Origin of the sequence: uncultured Mailhella sp. (genome assembly GCF_905187505.1) — a bacterium.
Lineage (GTDB): Bacteria > Desulfobacterota > Desulfovibrionia > Desulfovibrionales > Desulfovibrionaceae > Mailhella.
Window position 1 is genome coordinate 1 of record NZ_CAJJIC010000134.1, and the last position, 6390, is coordinate 6390.

At 64.1% G+C, this 6390-nt stretch carries 5 protein-coding genes; 1 reads left to right on the plus strand and 4 read right to left on the minus strand.

Annotation, left to right across the window (positions count from 1 at the left end):
- Nucleotides 1–252: 252 nt before the first annotated feature.
- Genes mrdA through QZZ60_RS10010 form a run of 4 tightly spaced genes read right to left on the minus strand, consistent with a single transcriptional unit; the run spans nt 253 to nt 4542 of the window.
- Complete coding sequence (mrdA, locus tag QZZ60_RS09995; RefSeq protein WP_295641026.1) at nt 253–2070, minus strand: penicillin-binding protein 2; 1818 nt, start codon at nt 2068–2070, stop codon at nt 253–255.
- On the minus strand, nt 2045–2521 hold the full coding sequence (locus QZZ60_RS10000; protein WP_295641028.1) for a hypothetical protein: 477 nt from the start codon (nt 2519–2521) through the stop codon (nt 2045–2047). Before QZZ60_RS10000 ends, mrdA begins: the two co-directional genes overlap by 26 nt.
- Nucleotides 2518–3441 (minus strand): rod shape-determining protein MreC, encoded by a 924-nt coding sequence (mreC, locus tag QZZ60_RS10005; protein WP_295641030.1) that lies wholly within the window; start codon nt 3439–3441, stop codon nt 2518–2520. Before mreC ends, QZZ60_RS10000 begins: the two co-directional genes overlap by 4 nt.
- A gap of 60 nt (nt 3442–3501) precedes the next feature.
- Entirely contained in the window at nt 3502–4542 is a 1041-nt protein-coding gene (locus QZZ60_RS10010) for a rod shape-determining protein (RefSeq protein WP_294446731.1), read from the minus strand.
- 622 nt (nt 4543–5164) lie between these two features.
- Here QZZ60_RS10010 and QZZ60_RS10015 point away from each other — a divergent pair.
- Nucleotides 5165–6082, plus strand: coding sequence for a TIGR01212 family radical SAM protein (locus tag QZZ60_RS10015; RefSeq protein WP_295641032.1), 918 nt, complete (start codon nt 5165–5167; stop codon nt 6080–6082).
- Nucleotides 6083–6390: the final 308 nt, after the last annotated feature.

A 6390-nucleotide genomic window follows, 5' to 3' on the forward strand; every position in this document is an offset into this window, starting at 1 on the left:
ACGGCAGGCGGGCGCAGCCGCGCACGCCTGCACTGAGATTGCAGCCCGTAACGCACCCGCCGAGCCTTCCGGCCTTTTCGTCACTCCCCTGCCCTGCCGCCTTTTCAAGGCCCGACATCCGGCATCCGCACGAACCCCGCCGCGCGGCGCAGCCGTAAGGCGAACCAGGGGGGCCGGGGGGAATTATTTCCCCCGGCGGGGTGCGGGGCAGCGCCCCGCGTGCCTTTCCTGCGTTTCCTGCGTTTTCTGCCTTTACTTTTTTCTGGCGTTTTTAGCGGGTTCGGCTTCGGGGGGGAAGAGGATGTTGTAGACGGCCTTGGTGACGGGGCCTGCGACGGCTCCGCCGCCGCCTCCGTGTTCGATCATGGTAACGACGACGACGCGTTTTCCGTCCTTTTCGCCCCAGGAGCCTATCCAGGCGTGGTCGCGCTGACGGAACTCCATTTCTGCGGTCTTGACGCGGCGGTCGCCCTGCATCTTGATTTTGACGACCTGGGCGGTACCGGTTTTACCGCCTATGGTCATATCCTTTCTTTTGAGGACCTTGGCGGTGGCGCCCGGGGCCTCGACGGTCTGGACCATGGCGTTTTTGATCCATTTCAAGTGGGCGTCGGTAGCGGGGACCTTTCCTGTGACCTCGCGTGGGGCGTCGGCGATGAGCTGGGGCTTGAGCAGGTAGCCTCCGTTGACTATGGATGAGAGGAACACGGCGGTCTGGAGCGGGGTGACGAGCACGTGGCCCTGCCCTATGGAGGCGTTCACGGTATCGCCCTGCTGCCAAGCCTCTCCGAAGCGTCGTTTTTTCCATTCGCGGGAGGGAACGAGGCCGGTGGTTTCATAGGGGAGGTCTATGCCGGTTTCTCGGCCGTAGCCGCAGGCGCGTGCGAAGGCTTCCATGTTGTTGATGCCCATTTTCACGGCCATGCTGTAGAAGTACACGTCGCAGGAGTAGATAAGGGCGTGTTCCATGTCCACGGCGCCGTGTCCGCCGCGCCGCCAGCAACGGAAGGTATGGTTGCCCAGGGTGAACTGTCCGGGGCAGAACACTTTTTCCTGCGGGGACACGCCGTGTTCGAGGAGCATGCCCACCATCATGAGCTTCCACACGGAGCCTGCGGGATAGGCGCTCTGGATGGCGCGGTTCTGGAGCGGGAAGCGCGGATCGTTGCGCAGGGCGTTCCAGTCTCTGGCGGAGAGTCCGCCTATGAAGATATTGTTGTCGTAGGCGGGACGGGTGACGAGGGCGAGGAGCTTGCCGGAATCGGGATCCATGACGACCACGCTGCCGGAGTAGTCGCCCATGGCTTCCATGACGGCGTGCTGAAGGCGCGAGTCGATGGAGAGCGTGACGTTCTGACCCATGTGTGGCGATTCCATGAGGGTGCGGCTCAGGGGACGGCCGAGCACGTCGACTTCGAGGCGATACAGGCCCTTCTGACCGCGCAGACGACGTTCGAGCACGCTTTCGAGCCCCTGACGGCCGACCATGTCGCCCAGGGAGAGATCGGGATCTTCGGCGAGTTCCTTTTCGCTGGCCTCGGCCACGTATCCGAGGATGTGGGAAAAGGCCTCGCCTTCGGGATAGTAGCGGCGGGAATGGGTGACCACGCGCAGGCCGGGCCATTTGTAGAGCTCGGCCTCGATGGGGGCGACCTGCTCGAAGGGCATGTCGGTGAGCAGGAGAATGGGGTCGAAGCTGCGGCCCTTGCTGCGGTCCTGTTCGTAGCGGGCGTTGAGGCGATCGAGGGGCACGCCGGTCCAGGCGCTCACCTGAGCGAGGGCGGCGGCGATGTCGGGACAGTATTCGCGCACGAGGGCGAGGCCGTAGGCGGTACGGTTTTCCGCGACCAGCACGCCGGAAGCGTCGTAGATTTCGCCGCGCGGGGCAAAGATGCGTTCATCGCGCAGACGGTTTTCCTGCGCCATGCGCACGTAATCGGCGCCGCGGTGTATCTGGAGGTACCAGAATCTGGCGCAGAAGAGCGCGAAGAGCAGCACGATGCAGCACTGCAGCAGGAGAAGACCGCTTTTCGGCGGCTGATATTCATCGTTGCCGGTTTCTATCTTCATGGATCACCTTCCGGCGCAGTGCCGAGGCCACCCACCACACCCACGGGGTGAAAAGCGCCTGAAACAGACATTCATCGAAAAGCAGGGAGGAATTCCACGGAATGTCCTGAAGCGTGGCGAGCGTGGCGAATATGAAATAATGCACGCAGGAAAGCAGGATGCCGAACAGCGTGACGAACAGGAATCCCGTGCCCTGCAGAAGACCGCAGCCCACATAAAAGAAGATGGCGGCAAGGGCGTACCACAGGAGCGTTCCGCCGAAGGCCATGCTTCCCATGCCTTCCTGAAGCAGCACGAACACGGCTCCCACGGCCAGAAGCTGCGGGAAGTTTCTCTCCTGAAGCGCAAGGATGAATCCGGGCAGGAGAAAATCGAGTCCGGGCATGAGGGCCTGAAGGGCCGTGGCGGCGAAGGCGTAGCAGAGCCACCATCCGGCGCCGGCCCAGCTCATCGGGTTCCCCCGGTTTCGGGCGCGGGTTCTTCGGGCTTTTCGAGCACGGGCGTGCGGCGGGTGTAGACCACGTCGCTTTCCGGCGTGATGGAATCAAGAGGCCGCTGAAGAAGGAACACTTCCTCGAGTCTGTGGAAGTCCACGAGGGGTTCGGCCTGAATTTCGAGCACGGACGCGCCGGAACGGGACGCGCCGCCCGTGGAGATGGCGGTGACGCGGGCCACGGGTATGCCCTTGGGATAGCAGGAATCAAGACCGGAAGTGACGAGCAGCTCGCCCACGCGCACAGGGGCGTTCTGCCTGACGAAGCGCAGTTCGAGGGGCACGCCGGGGCCGCCGCCGGAAAGAATGCCCTGCACGCGGCCTTCGGAGGTGAGCACGGCCACGCGGGAACCTGTGTCGGTAAGCAGCAGGGCCACGGAAGTGCTGGGTCCGGCCTTGAGCACGCGGCCGACCACGCCTTCCCAGGAGGTGACGGGCGTACCGGGCGCGGCTCCGCTCATGTAGCCGCTCGAAAGCATGATGGTGGAAAGCGCCGCATTGGGCCCCATGCGCCAGGCGAGCACGCGGCTGGCTCTGGCGGGCCAGGAGGCCGGGTATTCCAGATGCATGAGACGGCGCAGGCGTATGAGTTCGGCGCTCTCTTCGCGGTTACCGGCAAGACGCTGTTCAAGCACGCGCAGGCGCGCCTTGAGCTCGTCGTTTTCGCGGCGCACGTCGCGCAGATCGACATAGCTGTTCCACACGCCGGAAAGGGTGTCTTCCAGCCCGTCGAGTCCGCGCATGATGCCGCCGGTAAACTCCAGCCCCACGGCGGCGCACAGCCTGTCCCACTGCCCGGTGCGCTGGTTCCAGGTGTAAATTCCCAGAAAAAGCAGCAGGGTGCAGATGATGAGAAGAATGATGCGGCGGGGCAGCAAGGCGACTCCTGCGTTAGGGCATGAGAAAAGTCCCCCCTCGGCCGGAGGGGGGACGAAGCGCTAGTCTATGCACACCTCGCGCATGGTGCGCATGTTGTCGAGGGCGATGCCCGTGCCCATGACCACGGTGGCGAGAGGATCGTCCACGCTGAAGATGGGCAGGGAGGTGTCTTCGCGCAGAAGCTGATCAAGTCCGCGCAGCAGAGCGCCGCCGCCGGTGAGCACGATGCCGCGTTCCACGACGTCGGCGGCGAGTTCGGGCGGGGTCTGCTCGAGAGCCTGACGCACGGCCTGAACGATGGCGTCCACCTGTTCGGCAATGGCCTTGCGCACCTCTTCGGAGGTGATGATGATGGTCTGCGGGATGCCGGTGACGAGATCGCGGCCCTTGACCTCGATTTCCTTTTCCTCCTCCATGGGATAGGCGGAGGCGATCTGAATCTTGATCTCTTCGGCCGTGGATTCGCCGATGAGCATGTTGTACTTGCGCTTGACGTGACGAAGGATGGCTTCATCCATCTTGTCGCCGCCCACGCGCACGGAACGGGAATACACGATGCCGGAAAGGGAAATGACCGCCACTTCCGTGGTGCCGCCGCCGATGTCGACCACCATGTTGGCGGTGGGTTCCTGAATGGGCAGATTGGCGCCTATGGCCGCGGCCATGGGCTCCTCAATGAGGAAGACCTCGCGCGCGCCGGCGCTGAGGGCGGATTCCTTGACGGCGCGCTTTTCCACCTGCGTGATGCCGGTGGGCACGCATATCATGATGCGCGGACGCACGAGACGCCGCTGATTGTGCACCTTGGAAATGAAGTAGCGGAGCATGGCTTCCGTCACCTCAAAGTCGGCAATGACGCCGTCCTTCATGGGACGGATGGCGCGGATGTTGCCGGGCGCGCGACCGAGCATGCGCTTGGCCTCGGAGCCCACGGCGAGCACCTGATTGTTGCCGCGGTTGTCTTTCTTTACCGCCACCACCGACGGCTCGCGCAGGACTATGCCCTTGCCCTTGACATACACGCAGGTGTTCGCGGTGCCGAGGTCAATCGCGAGGTCGTTGGAGAAAATACCAAGTATCATATCAAAAATTTTGGCCATGAGGATTTCTCGCAGGACGTGTGGGATGTGGGAATGGGAGGTTCTAGGCACAGAAAAGGCGTACTGTCAATACTTCTGACGCGCCGTGCCTGCCGTCCTCCGAGGGGCGCTGCGCGCCTTTCGGAAATGGACAGCTTTTCATTGCGCCGTGCTCTTGTCAATCGTTTTCTGCCGCTTTTTCAGGGAATTTTCCGCCGACGCCCCCGCCCCGCGGCCGATTGAGCCTCTTGCCCCCAAAACGGGGCGAAAAAGTCGCCTCCTTTCCAGAAAAAAGCACCTGCCGTTCGCGCCGAAAGCTGCCTTCCCCACGGCCGCCTTCGCGCTCCTTGTTTCGCGCTCCCACTGTCGCTGGTTTCGCGTTCCCGCCGTTGCGCCCCCGGCTTCCCATCATTGCCTTGAGCTTCCCGCCTTTGTGCGCCCCTGCCCTCGGTGCACCCCCATTGCTCCCCCTGCCCTCGGCGCTCCCTGCTTTTGCGCCCCTGCCCTCGGCGCCGCCGCCGTTGCGCCCCCGGCTTCCCGTTTCCCTGCCCGCCGGGATTTTTTCCCGCGCCCCTCATCCGAAATTTTTCTTTTCCGTTTTCTCTTTTCCGCGTACCCTGCGCCGCAGACCCAAGGAGTCCCCATGCAGGAAAAAACGCCGCGCTACCTGAGCCTCGACAGGCATCTTCGCGCCGTCTTCGGTGAAAAGGTGCAGAAAATCACCCTGGACGCCGGGTCCACCTGCCCCAACCGCGACGGCACGCTGAGCTTCGGCGGCTGCACGTTCTGCAACGCGGAAGGCTCGGGCCCGGGCACGGGACTCGGCAGCCTGCGCGCGCAGTGGGACCGCTGGCGCGCCCGCTACGCCGCCATGCCCCGCATGAAAAACACCCGGCTCTTCCTCGGCTACATCCAGTCGTTCACCAATACTTACGGCCCAGCCTCGCGCCTCGCCGCCATGCTCCGCGAGCTCTCCGACCTGCCCGGTCTCGTCGGCGCCTGCATAGGCACCCGCCCAGACTGCCTCGACGAAGAAAAAATGACCCTCATGGCCGACTGCCCCTGGCAGGAGTTCTGGCTCGAAATCGGCGTGCAGTCCTTCAACGACGCCACCCTCTCCCGCATCAACCGCGGCCATACCGCCAAAGACGCCGAAAACGCCCTCACCCTCGCCGCCCGCTTCGGCGTCAAAACCTGCGTTCACCTCATGGCCGGCCTCCCCGGAGAGTCCGAAGTGGACTTCCTCACCTCCGTGCGCCGACTCGCCTCCCTCCCCGCCTCCGGCGTCAAGCTCCACAACCTCTACGTCCCTAAAGGCTCCGCCATCGAAATCGACTGGAACCGCGGCTCCCTCTCCCTCCTCCAGCAGGAGGAATACGCCACGCTCGCCGCCAAAGCCCTCACACTCCTCCCCCCCTCCGTCGTCGTCCACAGACTCTGCGCCGACCCCGCCCCCGGCGAACTCCTCGCCCCTGCCTGGGCATCTCAAAAACGACAGACCCTCGACCTGATCGACGCCGCGCTCAAGTACAACGACTGGACCCAGGGCTGCCGCCGGTAAGGCAGGAAGCGCAGGAAAGACAGGAAAGGCAGGAAAGACAGGAAAGGCAGGAAAGGCAGGAAAGGCAGCGGGGCTCCGCCCCGGACCCCGGAAAGGCAATGCGGGGGAAATAATTCCCCCCGCACCCCCCTGTTTCGCCTTGCGGCTGCGCCGCGCGGCGGGGTTCGTGCGGGTGCCGGATGTCGGGCTCTGAAATGGCGGGAAAGCTGTGGGGAGTGACGAAAAGGCCGGAAGACTCGGCAAGGCGCGTTACGGGCTGCAATCTCAGTGCAGGCGTGCGCCCTGCGCCCGCCTGCCGTGGCCGACCG

Coding starts and splice junctions, on each gene's coding strand:
- QZZ60_RS10010 (WP_294446731.1), bottom strand. CDS start 4,542: ATGGCCAAAATTTTTGATATGATACTTGGTATTTTCTCCAACGACCTC.
- mrdA (WP_295641026.1), bottom strand. CDS start 2,070: ATGAAGATAGAAACCGGCAACGATGAATATCAGCCGCCGAAAAGCGGT.
- QZZ60_RS10015 (WP_295641032.1), top strand. CDS start 5,165: ATGCAGGAAAAAACGCCGCGCTACCTGAGCCTCGACAGGCATCTTCGC.
- QZZ60_RS10000 (WP_295641028.1), bottom strand. CDS start 2,521: ATGAGCTGGGCCGGCGCCGGATGGTGGCTCTGCTACGCCTTCGCCGCC.